The organism is Lactobacillus sp. WILCCON 0149, from assembly GCF_057197965.1.
This window is the reverse complement of record NZ_JBUBHO010000001.1, coordinates 1,025,134-1,040,426: the sequence shown is the minus strand read 5'-3', so window position 1 is coordinate 1,040,426 and position 15,293 is coordinate 1,025,134. Positions and strand designations below refer to the sequence as shown.

The 15,293-nt window shown below is 45.5% G+C and carries 13 protein-coding genes; 3 read left to right on the top strand and 10 right to left on the bottom strand.

The window, feature by feature from the left end; genetic code table 11:
* Positions 1-83: 83 nt before the first annotated feature.
* On the bottom strand, positions 84-1,751 hold the full coding sequence (locus tag ACYVUV_RS04885) for a DUF262 domain-containing protein (protein ID WP_484499112.1): 1,668 nt from the start codon (positions 1,749-1,751) through the stop codon (positions 84-86).
* Positions 1,752-1,763: 12 nt separating this feature from the next.
* Positions 1,764-4,898, bottom strand: coding sequence for a type I restriction endonuclease subunit R (locus ACYVUV_RS04880; RefSeq protein ID WP_484499111.1), 3,135 nt, complete (start codon positions 4,896-4,898; stop codon positions 1,764-1,766).
* A 120-nt stretch (positions 4,899-5,018) separates the two neighbouring features.
* Here ACYVUV_RS04880 and ACYVUV_RS04875 point away from each other — a divergent pair, with 120 nt between their 5' ends.
* Positions 5,019-5,618, top strand: coding sequence for a restriction endonuclease subunit S (locus tag ACYVUV_RS04875; protein ID WP_484499110.1), 600 nt, complete (start codon positions 5,019-5,021; stop codon positions 5,616-5,618).
* 199 nt (positions 5,619-5,817) lie between these two features.
* Here the strand turns inward: ACYVUV_RS04875 and ACYVUV_RS04870 are convergent, their stop codons facing one another.
* From ACYVUV_RS04870 to ACYVUV_RS04835, 8 genes are all read right to left on the bottom strand, one after another.
* The gene (locus tag ACYVUV_RS04870) at positions 5,818-6,396 is read right to left on the bottom strand and encodes a restriction endonuclease subunit S (RefSeq protein ID WP_484499109.1); all 579 of its coding nucleotides are present in this window, start codon (positions 6,394-6,396) and stop codon (positions 5,818-5,820) included.
* 8 nt (positions 6,397-6,404) lie between these two features.
* Positions 6,405-7,385, bottom strand: coding sequence for a site-specific tyrosine recombinase/integron integrase (gene xerA, locus ACYVUV_RS04865; RefSeq protein ID WP_484499108.1), 981 nt, complete (start codon positions 7,383-7,385; stop codon positions 6,405-6,407).
* A gap of 112 nt (positions 7,386-7,497) precedes the next feature.
* Complete coding sequence (locus ACYVUV_RS04860; protein ID WP_484499107.1) at positions 7,498-8,727, bottom strand: restriction endonuclease subunit S; 1,230 nt, start codon at positions 8,725-8,727, stop codon at positions 7,498-7,500.
* Positions 8,717-10,225 (bottom strand): type I restriction-modification system subunit M, encoded by a 1,509-nt coding sequence (locus ACYVUV_RS04855; RefSeq protein WP_484499106.1) that lies wholly within the window; start codon positions 10,223-10,225, stop codon positions 8,717-8,719. The genes ACYVUV_RS04860 and ACYVUV_RS04855 overlap by 11 nt, the downstream gene beginning before the upstream one ends.
* A complete protein-coding gene (locus ACYVUV_RS04850; protein ID WP_484499105.1) occupies positions 10,225-10,479 on the bottom strand; it encodes a helix-turn-helix domain-containing protein in 255 nt (84 codons plus the stop codon). Before ACYVUV_RS04850 ends, ACYVUV_RS04855 begins: the two co-directional genes overlap by 1 nt.
* A 47-nt stretch (positions 10,480-10,526) precedes the next feature.
* Entirely contained in the window at positions 10,527-12,353 is a 1,827-nt protein-coding gene (locus ACYVUV_RS04845; protein ID WP_484499104.1) for a coiled-coil domain-containing protein, read from the bottom strand.
* 4 nt (positions 12,354-12,357) lie between these two features.
* Positions 12,358-12,807, bottom strand: coding sequence for an ABC-three component system middle component 2 (locus ACYVUV_RS04840; RefSeq protein ID WP_484499103.1), 450 nt, complete (start codon positions 12,805-12,807; stop codon positions 12,358-12,360).
* Positions 12,800-13,777: an ABC-three component system protein gene (locus tag ACYVUV_RS04835; protein ID WP_484499102.1), complete on the bottom strand. Its 978-nt coding sequence runs from the start codon at positions 13,775-13,777 to the stop codon at positions 12,800-12,802. Before ACYVUV_RS04835 ends, ACYVUV_RS04840 begins: the two co-directional genes overlap by 8 nt.
* A 341-nt stretch (positions 13,778-14,118) precedes the next feature.
* On the opposite strand from ACYVUV_RS04835, the gene ACYVUV_RS04830 reads away from it, so the two are divergent.
* The gene (locus ACYVUV_RS04830; protein ID WP_484499101.1) at positions 14,119-14,310 is read left to right on the top strand and encodes a hypothetical protein; all 192 of its coding nucleotides are present in this window, start codon (positions 14,119-14,121) and stop codon (positions 14,308-14,310) included.
* A 222-nt stretch (positions 14,311-14,532) separates the two neighbouring features.
* On the top strand, positions 14,533-15,036 hold the full coding sequence (locus ACYVUV_RS04825) for a hypothetical protein (RefSeq protein ID WP_484499100.1): 504 nt from the start codon (positions 14,533-14,535) through the stop codon (positions 15,034-15,036).
* Positions 15,037-15,293 lie beyond the last annotated feature (257 nt).

Genomic DNA, 15,293 nt, shown 5'->3' with positions numbered 1-15,293 from the left:
GAAAACATTTATACCGTAGGTATCAAGGCCATATTTCTGAACAGGCTTCTCTTCAACCTGATATGGGGCAAGTTCTGCTGGTGTTAATTGTGGATAAGCCCATATCTTTTTGGCTTTTCAGCAAGTATTGAAGCTCTCTCCTCAATTGTAGATTCATTCCATGTGGTTTGCTTCACGACATAGGAATTCAGCCTGAGTGCACTTTCTTTAAAGCCACCTTCCATATCCATTTTTTCCATGAACGGATTATCACTCATTTCAGAATTGTATGCTGTGAGAGTCAAATTCCCGATTGTGTGAAGATACTTCTTCTGCACTTCTTTCCAGTTCGGTCCAAGGTTGTGCTTCCAATCATCATCCGGCTTCGGATTTTGAGGCATGATATGTTCTATCGTGTAATTTTCAATGATGATTGGAGATTTATTTTCATAATTTTCCAGATGGCTGAGCAGGTAATTCCGCTGGCGCATATGATAAACATCTCTAGTCTTAAAAGCAGCGGCAAATCTTTCGTCATCAGGAAACACTTTATAATCGTCACGAAGAATGAAAAACGCCTTGATGGAATGCATGTAATCATCCAGCCTTATCTCATTTTTCATAGTCGCAAAGGTCTTATTCAAAGAGTTCGTTGGAATCTCGCAGATATTCCTTCTGAATACGTAACTGATACACATTTCAAGGATTTCTGCGAGTTGGTCTTCCGTGATGATTCCTTCAGCTTGATCATTATGCACTTTAAGCAAAAATGGGTAAGCAACCTCCATCCGAAGTTCACTAATATCTGAATAAAGCGTTTTCAATGTTTTGTTGCTGCTACGGCGGAAGACCATGTCGGTATAGTATTTTGAATATGCAAGAAGATCTTGACACAGTTCTTCAATAGTTGAAAATTCGCAGTTCAGATGATATGCCTTGAATTCTTCGTATACATGGTCTTGCTTTGGGATTCTGCCAAGTTTCATAGTCAGATAGTCCCGGAAGAATCGATCCATTACCTGATCTTGCTTCTCATATTCAAAGAGAAGCTCCATCGGTCTCCAATAATGTTCATAAACAGACTTTTGCTCTTTTGGCTCCAATCCCATCAAAACGTAATTTCGAATCAAATCGGATTCAGACAATTCTTTACCAGTTGAGTTCAAGCTTTCAAATATTGCTTGTGCGTCATCCTTTGTTCGATCAAGAGTAATGTTTACGATCTGTAATTTTCCAACAGATTCATATATCTCAGCAGGAAGGAGTTCTTTCTTTTCAATCTGGTCAGCAAAGAACTTATAATTTGTTAAAAGTCTTGATGTGACATCAGTTGAAATCGGCTTTTTTTCTACAAGGTCAATCAGAATTTCTCGATCAGTTTCCGTCAAGAGTAACTTGTACCGTTCATTGTCTTCCTCGTATTCGTTCTTGAGCAACATATTATCGATCCGATTTGCGTTGATGGTCTTGTCATCAGTATGTGCAAGAGCATAATCGCGGAGAGCAATAAGCAAAAGGGTCATAGTGGTGATTCTCTGCTGGCCGTCAATAATCATATATTTCTGAACTCCGGTAGGCATGGCTTGCTCTGCAATATTTACAATTGAGCCTACAAAATGGCCTTCTTTACCTTTTTTCTGCATATCAACGATGTCATTCCATAAGCGCTCACACTGACTAACCTCCCAACTGTAATATCGCTGATAAACAGGAATAAGAAATTGTTTGTTGCCATTTAAAATCGTGTAGATATTTCCCTTCGTTGCGTCCATATTTACCTTTCTTTATTGTTTGTCATATCCCGACTTTTGCTCTGCTACATAGCTATCAGTCTCATTCACATATTGATTCAACCGGTTAGAATAAGACGTTACGCGGTCTTCCATGTCGTTATTGTCTGCCCAGAGCTCGCACTGTGTCATCACTGTCTGGACAGCGTCATCCATGCCTTCCGGCGGGTACTTGTGCTTCCTTAGAAGTCGTTTGATTAGCATACGCATTTTGGCACGGGCTGAATCTCGCTTCTGCCAATCGATGGTACGGTTCTTTCGAAGAGTATCTGCCAGCTCCTTCGTGATAGCTATGAGTTCCTCATTTTCGTAGAAATCTTTGATTGCCTGCGGTTTTGTAAGGGCATCGTAGAAAGCTAGCTCGTCCGCTGTCAGTCCAAGCTGTTCGCCTTCTTTCTGCGCCGCCTGTATTTGCTTTGCTAGATTCAGGAGTTCCTCAATAACCTGCTCGTTCGTCAGCATCCCGTTCAAGTAGCGGTTCATAGCCTGCTGCATGATCTCGCTGAACTTTTCAGACTTGACGACATTCGTACGTTTGAATACGACGACTTGCTCCGCAATCAGCTTCTTCAAAAGCTCAACGGCAAGATTCTTCTCCTTCATGTTTGCGACTTCTTCAAGGAACTTTGTATCAAAGAGAGAAAACTCGCCATTCACATCCTGAAACAGGTTGATTACGCCGTCGCTGTGGATACTCGCCTTCAAGAGATTATTGATACGGGCGTTCATTTCTGGCAGGGATATTCTCTTTCCTTCACCTTGATTTGTAAGCCTGTTCACCAGTACGCGGACAGATTCGAAGAATGCTGCTTCAAGTCGTTCATCCTCTCTTGCAAGAGAAGAGCAGAGAGAAAGCGCTTGTTTCAACATTAGGGATTCCTTCAGGAATGTATCCCGGTCATCTTCTTTATCAACGGCAACGATAAAGTTCACTGCTCCGCTGATTGCCTTAGAGCGTGCAAAATTGCTACCGTGCAAGAAATCCGAATAATCGTAACCATAGAACAGATCACGGCATACAGACAACTTTTCCTGAAATTTCGGATATGCAACTTTCGCGACATCGGTGTCACCGTAGTTCTTGCGGTCACGCGCCGTGTAATCGTTCATTGCTTCCTTCAGAGCCGAAGCAATCCCGACGTAGTCGACAATCAGGCCGCCTTCCTTGTCCTGAAAGACTCTGTTCACGCGAGCAATGGCCTGCATCAGGTTATAGCCCTTCATCGGCTTGTAGATATACATCGTGGCAAGCGAAGGTACGTCAAATCCTGTCAGCCACATATCTACAACGATGGCAATTTTGAAAGGGCTGCTGTTATCCTTGAACTCTGCGGCGAGCTCATCTTTGTGCCGCTTATTGCCGATGACTTGCGCCCATTCTTCCGGATCTTTGTTGGAGCTCGTCATCACGACTTTGACCTTGTCCGTCCACGCCGGACGCAGCTCCAGAATCCGTTTGTAAATCTTCATAGCAATCGGACGTGAATAAGCGACAATCATTGCTTTGCCGGTCAGCAGGTTCTCACGGTAATTCTCGTAATGATCAAGGATGTCATTTACGAGAGATTCGATGGTCTTATCATTCCCGAGAATAGCCTCCATCTGGCCGAGTTCTTTCTTACTTCGCTCGATGACATCCGGATCAGCGTTTTCTGCCATGATGTCATATTCTTTATCGATCAAGGCAAGCGTATCTTCGTCAAGCTTTAATTTGATTACACGACTTTCATAGTAGACCGGGCGAGTTGCGCCGTCCTCCACTGCTTGCGTCATATCATAGATGTCGATATAATCACCGAAAACCTCACGCGTGTTTCTGTCCTTGAGGGCAATCGGCGTTCCTGTGAATCCGATGTAGGTTGCATGCGGCAAACTGTTACGGATTACCCGAGCGGTTCCTATTTTGATCTCACCAGTCTTGGAGTCTATCTTCTCCTTTAAACCATACTGCCCACGGTGCGCCTCGTCTGCCATGACGATGATGTTATGCCGTTCAGACAGCGGCTCGTGGGATTCTTCAAATTTCTGCATCGTGGTGAAGATGATGCCGTTAGCTTTCCTGCCGTCGAGCAATTCTTTCAGATTCTGCCGGCTTTGCGCGTGAATCGGGTCCTGCCTCAGAAAATCCTTGCACTTGGCAAACTGTCCGTAAAGCTGATCATCTAGATCATTACGGTCAGTGATGACAACGATAGTCGGAGAGTTCAGCGCCTCCTGCAGCAAATGAGCATAGAAAACCATCGACAGGGATTTGCCACTGCCTTGTGTATGCCAGAACACACCGCCTCTGCCATCGGTCGCCATGCCTTTCTTTGTGGACTCGATAGCCTTTCGCACGGCGAAATACTGATGATATCCGGCGAGAATCTTGAACTGCTTCAGGCCTTCATTAGAAAAGCAGATGAAGTTCTTGATGATATCGAGCAGCCGCTCCTTTTGGAACATGCCCTCGAAGAATGTATCAAACTGCGCATACTGCGTGTTCTCATAGCTCCCATCCTTCGTTTTCCACTCCATGAACCGATCTTCGCCGGAAGTGATCGTTCCAGCCTTGCTCGTCAGATGGTCGCTCATGACGCAGATGCAGTTATAAATGAACATGGACGGAATCTCATGCATGTAATTTCGGATCTGTGTATAGGCTTCCGAGGCATCCGTCTCCTCCCGTGAAGGAGATTTGAGCTCCATCAGTACAACTGGCAAACCGTTCAAGAAGAGAAGGACGTCCGGGCGCTTGTTGCTGTTCTCAATAAAGGTCCACTGATTGGCAATGACAAAGGAGTTGTTGTCAGGAGTCTTATAGTCAACCAGATAAACGAGCCCGGAACGTTCTTCTTTACCGTCGAGATAGCGCACTTCGACCCCATGCTGAATGTAATCCGTGAAGACGGCGTTCTTCTGTACGAGGTCTGCGTTTTCAAAGTTCTTCAGTTTGAAGAGGGCTTCATGAATGGCGTTTTCCGGCATATCCGGATTGATCCGGCGGACGGCGTCATCCAGTTCTTCCTCATAAAGTGGATCATGATAATCCCGATCCAGATCCGGACCGTAGACATGTCGCCAGCCCATATTCTCGAACAGCTCTATGATCGTATTTTCATAGTCTGCTTCGGTGTAAAAACCTGACATAAAATCAACTCCTTTATTACAATTACTATATTCTTTATACTCCAGTGGAGTCCTTGTTCTCCGATAAACAAGAATTTACTTGATCAAGCACAGACCATTTTCGATCAGGAATTTCTTTCCTTGGATGACATTCCTGCCAACTGGACAAAGAGCTCTCTTCTTGGTATCGCTGATTACCTCAATGGTCTGGCTATGCAAAAGTATCGTCCTGCCGAGGGAGAACAAGGTCTCCCAGTCTTGAAGATCAAAGAACTTCGGCAAGGTTCCTGCGATGCCAACAGTGAATTGTGTTCTCCTTCTATCAAGCCAGAATACATTGTTCACGATGGCGATGTTATTTTCTCGTGGTCAGGCAGCCTCCTCGTTGATCTTTGGTGTGGTGGCACATGCGGATTAAATCAGCATCTTTTTAAGGTTACATCCAAAACCTACGATAAATGGTTCTACTACGCATGGACTAACCATCATCTTCAGAAATTTGCTGCCATCGCTGCAGATATGGCTACAACAATGGGACACATTAAACGAGAAGAACTTTCTAAAGCCGAAGTCTTAATTCCCTCTCGTTCTGACTATGAACGCATTGGCAGCCTTCTTGCGCCTCTATATGATCTCGTAATCTCAAATCGTATAGAGAACCGGAAACTGGCATCCTTGCGCGATGAACTGCTTCCACAGCTTATGACTGGACATATCGATGTTTCGGAGGTGTCATTATGAATGAGAAAGGGCTAAAGATTCCCTTTAACGCTCCACTCAACGAGCAGGATACCAAACCACAAACCTATGGGTACCGCCAGAATAACTCTAATATTTGCGGAAACAACAGCTTGTCTGACATCTGTGCCTTCGTAAGCAAAGATGGAACATGTCGAAAACCATCTCGTGCCTGGAAGAAGCAGTACCAAAAGCTCAAAGGCTAAGCTGCTAAATTCTTGTTTATCTTCTCATTTTCAAAAGTCTTTTGATCAATAGGTTCTACAATATTAACTATTTTATTCTGAGTCTCAATATCCGGAAGAACTATGGGCAATTTATGCTGAGCTGTTATTCCCAAATATGCACGAGTACTTCCTGATCCGGCCCAATTTGATAAGGTTTGTTGGAACGGTTTTGAATCAAAGTAATATTTTAGATACCTATTGTTGATATCTTTTTTTACTCTATAGTACGTAACTTGTGGAGTAAGTATAGTTACAGGATACTTATTCGGGACAATAGCTGTTCTGCCCAACGTGCCTTTATGTGTTAAGAGGACATCCCCCGGATGGGCAAATCCCTTTTTCAAAGTTGCTGCTTTTTCATCGGTTATGTATGCACAATTGCGATAATCAATCGAGCCATTTTGCAAATCCTTTGCCATGATGAAAGGGACTCCAGAAGATACATAATCGGAGGCTTTCGGATGAAGGCCACCATGATTACCATCTAAAGGCTCCTCAAGCATTCCTTCGTCTATTAATTCTTGAACCGTATACGTTCTCCAATTATTCATCATTTCACTTCCTACCCAATATATTTCTTATGTGCCAACTTTACATTGCTTTGCTTGACCATAGCATACTGAAGTGTTGTATCTATTCGTTTATGACCAAGTAATTGTTGCAACTGCTCAATCGGCATCCCTTTATCAATTGCTTTTGTTGCAAGCGTCCTTCGAAACTTATGCGGATGCGCCTTTTCTATGTTCAAGCGTTGCCCGATCTCTCGAACCCTTGATTCAATACCGCTGATTGTCAGTCGGGTATGCGGGGCTTTCAGAGAGACGAATAATGCTTCGCAGTTATCATCTCGGCTCTCGATATATTCCTGCAAATGTATCTTCGTGCGGGCATCAAAGTAGACGATCCTCTCTTTGTTGCCCTTACCGAGCACCTTGCATTCCCGTTCGTTAAAGTCAATGTCCGACTGATTCAGCAGTACCAGTTCGCCGACGCGCATCCCCGTTGAAGCCAGCATATCAATCAAAGCCAAGTCGCGTTTCTCTTCGCAGCTATCCCGCATCTTTTCCAAGTCCTCATCCGAATAGGTATCCTTGATACTGCTTGTCGTCTTCACCTTGTGAATTCGGCGAATCGGGCTCTTGATCAGGTATTCCTCGTCCTCCAGCCATGAGAAGAAGCTGGACAGAATCCGGCGCACATTGTCGATCGTAACACGGCTGAGGTTATTTTGTTTCTGATAATCTGTCAGATATGATCTTAAATCTTCAGTCATAACATGCGTCACTTCCTTGCTTGTCTCCGTCAGCATGCGGTTAATTGTGTTCTGGTAGTAGGTCAGCGTCTTCTCTGAACATCCTTCGATCCTCTTTGCTTCAAGAAACTTCTGCAGCAATTCCTGACTGCTGACTTCGTCCTTGTCCGGCTTGTCCTCCATATACTTGCAAAGCACAGTTTCGAGTGTCTGCTCGAGTGCCTTTGCCTGTGCATTGTCCAGAAGAGGCAGCATTCGCTGCAGCACTTCCTGTTTGATAGATTCTTTCATGATGTCATTTCTCCTTCTATAGTTTTTCCAGAGAACGACATCAACGGCAGTTCCGTTGGGCTATTATCTTCCCGCCGTTGGTGGGAGTTATAAACAAGAATTTATATGCGGCTTAAAGGTCGAGGCTGGAAACATCGATCTCGCCGGACATGAGCTTAGGTAACAGCGAATCACGAAGTGATGCCAGCTTTTGATTCTCTTGCAAGTTTCGATTTATCAGATCATACATGGGAGTAACAGATGCGCAAAACTCGTCTATCACATCATCAGGTGCTATAGGTACTGTGTATTCCAGAGTTGTTGATGGCGTTGTACGCTGCCGACTATTTGTTGAGCCGGTAGTATGAGCACACATCCAGTCGGAGAAAGATTGGCTGTCAATTATTGAAAACAGAAAATCTTTATGCGCACTGTTGTTAGCCTCAAACACGATGAATTCGGTTGAGCAAACGGCATGATCTGTCAAGCACATAGGCCGCCATATGCGTTTGGTGTCAGGATTCAGTTTTGAGGCAAGAACAGAATCGTCTGTAAGGATATACTTATTGCTCTTCACGTTGTCCGATGGCTCAAAGACAGGAAAATGCTGTTCATCATAAGATGGTATGCTGTAATGCTCAAGAATGACTCCTGGATTCTTTCGCGGATTGAAACTGTTAGTCTTAATCGTAGCAATATCTCCGAGGGTGCCAATATGCCATTCAGAGGGAATGTTGCCATCAAATGGAAGAAACTGCTCGAACCATGCTCTGTAGAGTGATTGAGCTTGCTCCTCTAAATTCTTGTTTATTTCATTGTTAATCTCTATCTTGTCATCAATGACTTTCAGGATAGAAACTATCCTATTCTGTACTTCCTTATTCGGGACAATTAAACTTAAGCGCTTTAAATCTGCTATCGTTACATGCCCTAAACCTGTTGTTTGCTTATTTGAAGCAATCTCTGAAAATATTGGTTTTAAAAATTTCAACACATAATAAAGGAAATCCTTCCCTACAAGTTCATCGTTAGCTGTTACTTTAAAAATGTGCTGATTAAGCCAACCTTCCTTTAGGCGATATCTAAAAACGTCAATAGAGGTCTGCGGATTTCCTGACCATGAAAACAGCAAATCATCCCAATGTAACGAAACGTCCTCACCATAATTTCCGTTTGTAAAAGATGTATTTGAGCTGATTCCATTATTAAGCTCAGCTATTTTAATTACTGGCAGTCCAGTTTCAGAAAAATCTATTTTCTTAAAAGCGAGTCCATTCTTCCAAGTAGCAAGATCAAACAAAGCATGTCGTTCGCCTGGAAGAGAGGATTCAATATGATACAAAGCTGATTCGTCAAATTTCATACCCGATTGCCCCCAGCTTCTTTCTTATCTCATCTTCGAGTTCATGGGACTTCTTGAACATCTCGGAAAGCTCAGAAGTCAGGCGATCCATCTTTTCTTCGAATGGCTCGCCGTCATCCTCCTGCTCTTCGATGCCGACATAGCGCCCCGGCGTAAGAATATAATCCTGCTTAGCGATGTCCTGCGTGGTGGCGACAGCGCAGAATCCCTTCACGTCCTCAAGTGTTCCATTCTGAAAAGCAGAGAACGTATCCGCCAGCTTCTGGATATCCTCCTCAGAGAAATCACGGTGTTTCCGGTCGACCATGTGACCCATCTTGCGGGCATCGATGAATACGGTTTTACCTTTCTGCTTCTTGTTCTTCGTGATGAACCAGAGTGTAACCGGAATCGTGACGCTGTAGAAGAGTTGCGTCGGCATGGCGACAATGCCTTCGATCAGGTCATCATTGATGATGTTCTTCCGGATTTCTCCCTCGCCAGACGACTGCGTGGAAAGGGCACCATTTGCCAACACCAGTCCGATTTTGCCATTCGGTGCAAGGTGGAAAATCATATGCTGAATCCATGCGTAGTTAGCGTTTCCTGCTGGAGGCAGACCGTACTTCCAGCGCTTATCATCTTTCAAGAGTTCCTGTCCCCACGGATGATAGTTGAAGGGCGGATTTGCCAAAATATAGTCCGCTTTTAATGTCTTATGCAGATCATTCGTGAAGGTATCCGCATTGTAAGGACCGAGGTCAGCGTCGATTCCACGGATAGCCATGTTCATCTTTGCCATCTTCCACGTATCCGGGTTTGCTTCCTGTCCGTAGACCGAGATGACGCCACGGTTATGGCTGTGTCCTTCCGCGAATCGCTCAGACTGTACAAACATTCCACCACTACCACAGCAGCAATCGTATACACGGGAGTTCGGCTCCGGTTTCAAAATGGCGACGAGCGTTTTGACGATGCTGGAGGGAGTATAGAATTCTCCGCCACCTACGCCTTCTTTCTCCGCAAACTGGGCAATGCAGTATTCGTATGTGCGCCCGAGCAGATCCTCGCTGGCCCGCGTGTCGGACATATCTATATTATTCGTGAAGATATCGACGACATCGCCGAGGACCTTCTTATCCAGATCCGGAGAGGCATAGTTCTTCGGAAGAACATTCTTTAGACTCTTGTTGTCATTCTCGATAGCGCGCATTGCTGTATCGATGACTGTCCCGATTTCCGGCGTATGCGCTGCTGCCGCGATGGTCTCCCAGCGTGCCTCCTTCGGTACGAAGAAAATGTTGTCCATCAGATAAGCATCCGGATCATTTTCAAATCCTTCGCCTTCCGCAACCAATTTCCTGTACTGTGCCTCAAAAGCCGCTGAAATGTAGCGCAGGAAGATCAATCCGATAATTACCTTCCGATATTCTGCTGCAGGAATATGTCCCCAAAGGACACATGCTGCATCCCAGATCTGTTTTTCAAAGCCAATGTTGGCGCTCGTCTTTTCTGCCATTATTCATTACCTCTCATTACAGTTTCTTTCTCAGCTATCACCGGAGTTCCATCGTCCTTTACAATATCCATAATGTCTCCGACATCACAGTTCAGTGCTACGCATATGCGAAGCAGAACATCCGTGTTTACATTGCCGCCTTTGCCAAGCTTGGCAATTGAAGTGGCGCTAACACCGCTCATTTCCCGCAGTTCTTTCTTCTTAATATTACGGTCGATCAATAGCTTAAACAGTTTGTTATAGCTGAAATGCATATGTCTGCCTCCGTATTCTCACCCTTCTATATACAAATCCATGCTAGTTATTTCACGTCATTAAGGAAACCGTACCGCTTGCCAGGCTCGTCGACCTTTTCAAACGTCGTGACTGTCGCGCCGTTGGCTTCATAGTCAAGATGCGGGATGTGATCCAGATTCTCGATAATGATGAGCTGGCCTTCATCCTGATGATTCATGAAGTACCGGTAAAGTCCAGCCCGCATACTTTCAGGCATGTCTTCATTCACACCATCATCAAAGCCATGAAGTGGTGTGTCGATGATAAATGTATGCGGATCAAACTTGGCAAAATTAGCCAGATACTTCCGGAGCATCAGAATCATTACGGTGTTCAGATATGATCGGTATCCCTTCCCATGGCTCGTTCCCTTGTCCTCACCATTGACCATGATGTCAAATTTTGAGAAGTTGAATGTTGCCTTTAGTAAACCTGAATAATGACACTCCTCAAGGATTGACTGCGCGTACTCGGACATGGTCGGAACGAAGTCATCGCTGAAGTATTCTTTTGGATGATATTCCGTTGTTTTATCGTCCTTCTGCTCGTTTTCGATAGCATCCAAGTCGCTCCCGAAATCATTCGCATAGGATTCGATCACACTGATCTCAGTTGTGATCTGCAGATAAGCCTTATAAGAATTCACGACATTCATTTGCTCGGATTCCCTTGGTCTTAGTTCTTTTTTGATTCTGGATTCCAAAGCATTCCGGCGTTCCTGCAACTTTTTTAAATCTTCTTGTATTTCTCTTTTTTGATCGTCCACATCTTTTTCTGTCTCTTCAAGGCCTGTCAGTTGAGTCATTGTCCTTTCCATAGTTATCCGTGCGGACTCCATGTAGGACTTTCTCTTCCGTGGTTTGATCGGATTGTCGCAATATGGGCAGATCAGCGGTTGCTGAACTCTCTGATAAGCCTCTTCTCCTTCCGCGATTAGAGAAAGCCTTTGAATATCGCCCTTGTACTGATCGCTCAGTTTCTGGTACCGATTCAACAGAACATTGCATTCAGCAATCTGCTGCTCATCATCCAGAATAGAGGCAAGGAGCTTCTGGCTCTCTTCAAGAGCCTGATCTATTGCTTTCTGTGTTTCTTCGAGCGCGGACGTAGCTTCAGCAATCTGTGCTTCTACATCTATACCATCAAAAATATGAAGGTCTTCCTCCAATTTTTTCTTGCGTTCCGCAGCATTCTGGATCTTCTGGTTCACATAATCTTTGACAGCTTTCCGTCGAGCTTTCTTTATTTCCTTCTTCTCTTGTGCATCCGTCTCTGTAAAAGTCCTTCCGGTGATCAAATACAGGAGAGCTGAAAGGAAAAGCGTATTCTCCATGTACCGGTGCGATGGCTCCACGATGGAATCTATGTCATCTACCCGGCCTTCGTCCAGATAAAAAATCCGGAGAAGGTTCTTCCATGTAAGCCGTTTTGTCTCAAACCGGGAATTAGTAACAATCATGACTTCCGGCTCCGTCCCGATCAACTGCAGCCAGATGCTGTTCAGCGGAGGATTCTTCGCATTCTTACGATTTGTCACATCGTATGTGCCACTATCAATTCCTGTTATTGTGCTGGTAACATCGACCTGATTCTTTCCGACATCTCTATGTAAAGCCAGTTCTCCTGGCTTGTCATTCGAAGCAACAATCATCGTGACGCCGTCATACTTCGCTGAATCTTTGAATGGCTTACTTGTCGATCCGCCGTAAATAAAGTCAATGCAATTTGTGACGCAGGTCTTCCCACTATCTGAACGACCCTGAATGATATTCAGGCCTTTACCGAAGGTAACGCTGGCATCGCCTTTTTGGACACTCTTTGCAATAACTTTCTTTATATAGAATCCCGCCATGCCGTTACCTCCTTCTTAATTCTTTCGTGGACTGCTTGTTGATGATGCCGGACAATTCCACTTCCGATTTGTTCCAGTATCTTCTGTGAACCTGCTTTATTACCTTGCGATACCTGGCTGCATAATCAGACTGGAAGCTTTTGCTCATAGAACGGCCAGCACTGGAAAGCGTATAGATGATCCCTTCCATGCTGTCTGAAGCGGCCACGAGTCCATCAAGCACCAGGCCCTTTATTGCTGCCTTCATGAGTTTCCGCTTGGCTGTCAGCTCACTGAATGCGAATCCGTTGTCGCCGTTTAAGGATTCCGCTTTAAATCCAAAGTCTGGTGCATACACTGCTATAAAATCATAATCTGTGATCCGCTCGATGGTGAAACCGCCATCTACGGAATCAAGGAGCAGCAGGATGTGAAGGGACAGCTCGAATGGCGTGTTGAAGAGTTTGTCAGTCATCAACGGTCACCCACGACTCGATCACGCCGTCATTCACCAGAATATGACAAATGCCCTTCTTCTCAAGATTTCCGATCAGGTTCCGCATTTGGCTGAGCACAGAACCATCGAGCGACGTGCTCGTGATCTTCTCCAGCACAGCGTTCAATCTTGCATACCCATCCGGATATTCCTTCCAGTAGGTTGTGTTGATACCTTCCCAAGCATCATCCTTCAGTCTCTGGAATTCATCCTCTCCGTCATCGAACACGTCACGCACGGAGCGTTCGATACTGACAGCACTGTAGTACGCTTTCCGCTGCTCCCTATAGTTTGCCTTCATGCTTTTCGGAAGCAGATCCAGATCGTCTCCAGTAAAGGTCTCTCGGTGAAGCTTTTCGGCGAATACCTCATACAACGCTCGTATATAGTCAAGTTCCTGCTCCGCAACATTGTCCGGAACAAGTGCCCGGTCAATCGTTATTATCTCGCCTGCAATGTGCAGCTTGTCGCCTCTACGTTCTATCGACGCGGGGGCGATATTTTTTAGCAGCTGTCCAGATTCATATCGCTTGTAATCGAGCTTGACCACGTCGTCTGACAGGCCCTCAGACCGACGCTTGATCATCTGCGCGAGGATGTTTGCCAGAGCTCTGCCTACATCATATGAAGGCACATCGAATCCGTATTCCGACAGCTTATCCCTTATGTGATCCAGCGCGTCCATTGAATAGGTTTCGACGAATCCAGCAAATGTCTCTTCGGACAGACGCGGAACAATCTGAGCGGCCTTCTTTTGTGAAATAGGGCGTCTACCGCTGTAATAGGCCTCCAGTGTCGATTTCCCGAGCCCGTAAAGCGGATTTGGGGAGTCCTTTTCCAGCGCAGTATCGTCAAGGATGGCGTCAATCAGTATGACGACGAATTCGCCAGCTTTTGCTTTCTCTTCATAGTTGTCATGCATGAGCTTTGCGAACTCAAAGAACCTCACGGTGCTTTCCTCCTTTCCAGATGTAGGCATTTATGTAGGCAGATGTAGGCAAACGTACGATTTCCAGTTTGCCGATTTTATAAAATTAGATTAGTGATTGAAAGTTACAAAGTAACACATCAATCACAAAAGATTGGAAGTCAAAATAATTATATCATGTACGAACGCGAAATTCTACTTTATTTTGTGAACGCGAAATTAATTTTAACTTCCTATCTGCTATTCAAGCGTCCTGGAGTGCACTGACTGATCACCAGTGGCCCATTCTTCAGAACGTAATTCAATTATCAAAGGCGAACTGATGGGCAGGAACGCCACATTCAGTAATGGAGGCAAAAACAGTGACAAAAGATGAAAAAGAAATGTGGCGCATCAACATCGAAAACGATGCAGATAAGGTCTGCTCCATCTACGGAGCTGCCGCAGCTGATGGCATATTCGCCAGGTACGACGCCACTTGCTTCGACGATCTCAGCTCTTCCTACTACGAGGAAGTGTTCGGAAATCTTGAGCTGATGATCAACGACGACTGATTCTCTCCGACCCAGGCATGTCGATAAACCGCCTGCTGTTATGGCCGTTCACCCCGGTGCACAGAGGTGGCTCGAACAGCCATAACGGTCACAAGTAAATAACACCCATTCTACGAGCGTGAGTGGGCCGAACGAAACGAGTTAATTCCCGTTCCGTCAGGCCTGCCACGCTCCTTTTATATGCGGCCTCCGGTTCGGGAGAAGCGAACGGAGGTATCGCGCATGAAAAACAGTGACAACAAAGGCAAACGAATCTATGACAAGAACACCCACACATGGTACGAAGTGCCGGAAGAGCAGTACAAGGAATTCGATCAGTGGCGCACAAATCTTCGGAAGCGTGAGCAGTATTGGGGGCGCTGCTTCTGCCCTCGCGACAAGTGGTGGCTCTGCGATGGTAACTGTCTTGACTGTGAATTCCACACAAGGAACGAAGTCTCTCTTGACGATCCGCTGCAGGACGGTGAAGGAACACGCGGCGATTACGTACAGGACGAAAAGCCTACGCCGGAAGAAATCACGGCAGACCGTGATCTGCTGGAGCGTCTCATCAAGCGCCTTCATGAAATCGATCCGGAAGCCGACCGCATCATCCAGATCTGGCTGGATCATCCGGAAGGCATCTCGGACAGAAAAGTCGCAGAGCTTCTCGGTCGAAAGCAGAGAACGTTCGCCGACGAGATGAAGAAATTCCGCGACGAATTCAAAGACTTCCGCAACAACTAATTCATTATCTGTCTGCCACTGTCCCAATTTCAGGACAGTGGCAGATTTTTTTATTTTTCTTCCGCTCAAATTGCCTGCCCGTCTCCAGTGGAAGGTGAAGGGCAAAGAAACCAGCCCGGAAAGAGAGGTGAAAAACATGTATCGCAACTACGCAGACAGCGGAGGCGCATCGGTGAACACGGCAAATGAGGAGATCAGACTCCTGAATGCCATCAGCCGCGTATCCGCAAGACTGGCAAGAAACCTGACGATTCTTG